The sequence below is a fragment of the Roseospira visakhapatnamensis genome (assembly GCF_014197915.1).
GTDB classification, from domain to species: Bacteria; Pseudomonadota; Alphaproteobacteria; order Rhodospirillales; family Rhodospirillaceae; genus Rhodospira; species Rhodospira visakhapatnamensis.
The window spans coordinates 1-2,197 of record NZ_JACIGK010000078.1; the positions used below are offsets into that span (position 1 = coordinate 1).

Annotated in this window: 1 protein-coding gene; it reads right to left on the minus strand. The window is 67.0% G+C overall.

Features of this window, described 5'->3' with window-relative positions:
- Positions 1-171 precede the first annotated feature (171 nt).
- On the minus strand, positions 172-1,689 hold the full coding sequence (gene ccoG / locus GGD89_RS19470; RefSeq protein ID WP_184049176.1) for a cytochrome c oxidase accessory protein CcoG: 1,518 nt from the start codon (positions 1,687-1,689) through the stop codon (positions 172-174).
- Between the last annotated feature and the right edge of the window lie 508 nt (positions 1,690-2,197).

Here is a 2,197-nt window from a genome sequence, read left to right on the forward strand (position 1 = left end):
CCCTCAAGACCCGACGCAAACGGGCCGCCTGGGATCCCAGCTACCTCGCCTCAATCCTCAACATGAACATCCCGTAATCTGGATTCGGAGCCCTGCCCGGCGGGCGATGGCCGCGATCCAAGGGTCCGGCGGCCGGCCGGCGCGCCATCCATCGCCCCCGGGCCGAGGCCGTCATCGCCCGGGCGCGTTGAAATTGACGCGATGATTGATGGTCTCGTCGTTGCCCTCATTGACCACCCGGAAGGTCAAGGGGGTCGCGGCGCCGTCCAGCGCCTCGGGATCGGCGGAGACGTAAATCCGGAAGGTGCCGACACTGTCCCCGGCAACCGGCAGGCTCACGCGGGTCGGCGTATCGGCGGGCACGTCGTAGCCGACCACCGCGATCTCGGCGCCCTCCACCCCATGCACCGAAACCGTGAAGCGCGTGTCCACCCGTTCCATATTGAGAATCTTGAAGGTGTAGCCGTTCCGGATGGAGCCGTCGGAGAGCATCACATAAAGCGGGCTGCGCTCCGGCAGCACGTTGACCTCCAGCCGCGAGCGGGTCGCCAGGGTCAGCGCCATGACCACGATCGCCACCGCCAGGGCGGTGATGTAGATGAGGGTGCGCGGGCGAACCCAGCGAATGGACACCGTCTCGCCGGCGGCGCGACCGGCCTGGTTGCGCACCGAATCGAACCGCACCAGCCCGCGCGGCAGGTTGAACCGGTCCATGATGCTGTCGCAGGCGTCGGCGCACAGACCGCAGCCGATGCACGCCAGTTGCGTCCCCTTGCGGATGTCGACACCGGTGGGGCAGACCTGAACGCACAGGGTGCAGTCGACGCAATGGCCGCGCTGGCTGAAGTCCTCGGTCTTGCGGGCCTTGCCGCGCGGCTCGCCCCGCCATGACTCGTAGGTGACGATCAGGGACTCGTCGTCCATCATGGCGCTCTGGAAGCGCGCATAGGGGCACATGTAGATGCACACCTGTTCGCGCGCGTAGCCGGCCAGCAGGAAGCAGAAGCCGCCCACCACGGCGATGGTGCCATAGGGCGCCATGCCGGCCTGGAACGTCAGGATGTCCGCCAGGAACCGGGGCGCGTCCCCGAAGTACAGCGCGAAGCCGAGGCCGACGGCGAACGCCACCGCCAGCCAGGCCAGGTTTTTCAGGACCTTGCGAGACACCTTGGCGGCGGTCAGCGGTCCCCGGTCCAGGCGCATGCGCGCGCTGCGCTCACCCTCGATGGCCCGCTCGATGGCCACGAACACGTCGGTGAACACGGTCTGGAAGCAGGCGAACCCGCACCACACCCGGCCCAGCAGGGCGGTCGCGAAGAACAGCGTCACCGCCGCGATGACCAGCAAGCCGGTCAGGTAGTAGACCTCCTGGGGCCAGATCTCGATGGCGAAGAAGTAGGCCTTGCGGCCGGGCATGTCGATCAGGATGGCCTGACCCGGCGCGTCGGGACCACGATCCCAGCGCAGCCACGGACCGATAAAGAAGATCGACAGCAACACCGTGTTCATGGCGGTCTTGATGCGCCGGAACTGCCCTTCGGTCCGACGCGGATAGACCTTCTCATAGTCGCTGTAGAGCGACCCGGTCTCCATCTCCCCTGCCTCGGGGCCTGTATCGCGCGGGCGGGAAGAAGACGTGGCCTCGGCACCGACCGCCGGGGCCACGGACCAGCTGTCCGGTGCCGTCATGATCCACGATCCTTTTCAGGCCCGGACCTTGATCCGGGTCGTCGCGGGGTCCGACCACAGGAGCGGCCGGACGGCCAACGTATTAGGGGACGCTGATACTCTCCTGGAACCATTCCAACATTGACATGCATCAATTGTTCGGAACAGAAACGGAACCTGCATGGCTGATGTGCGCGGTCAGGTCGCCGCCGAGCCCGGCCGGTTCGCCAGGGCATCCCCGCCCCTCAAGGACAGCAAGAATCGGACCACACCTCCGGTCGGGCAGCAAGACTTTATACCAGCGAGACGTGCGAACGGACTCGTCGCCCCGCCCCTCTCGGCCGGCCTATCCTGACGACGTGGTCATCCGACGCCGGAGCCCCGTGACGCGGACCACGGATCCCGTGCCCCTGCGTCCCGGACTCCGCCGGGTCATACCAACGGTCATTGAGAATGACCGTTGCAGTCCGTGGCCGGCCCGCTCCCCCTCCCGGCCACCCCAAGTATACTGCCGTGGGTGGCCGGGAGG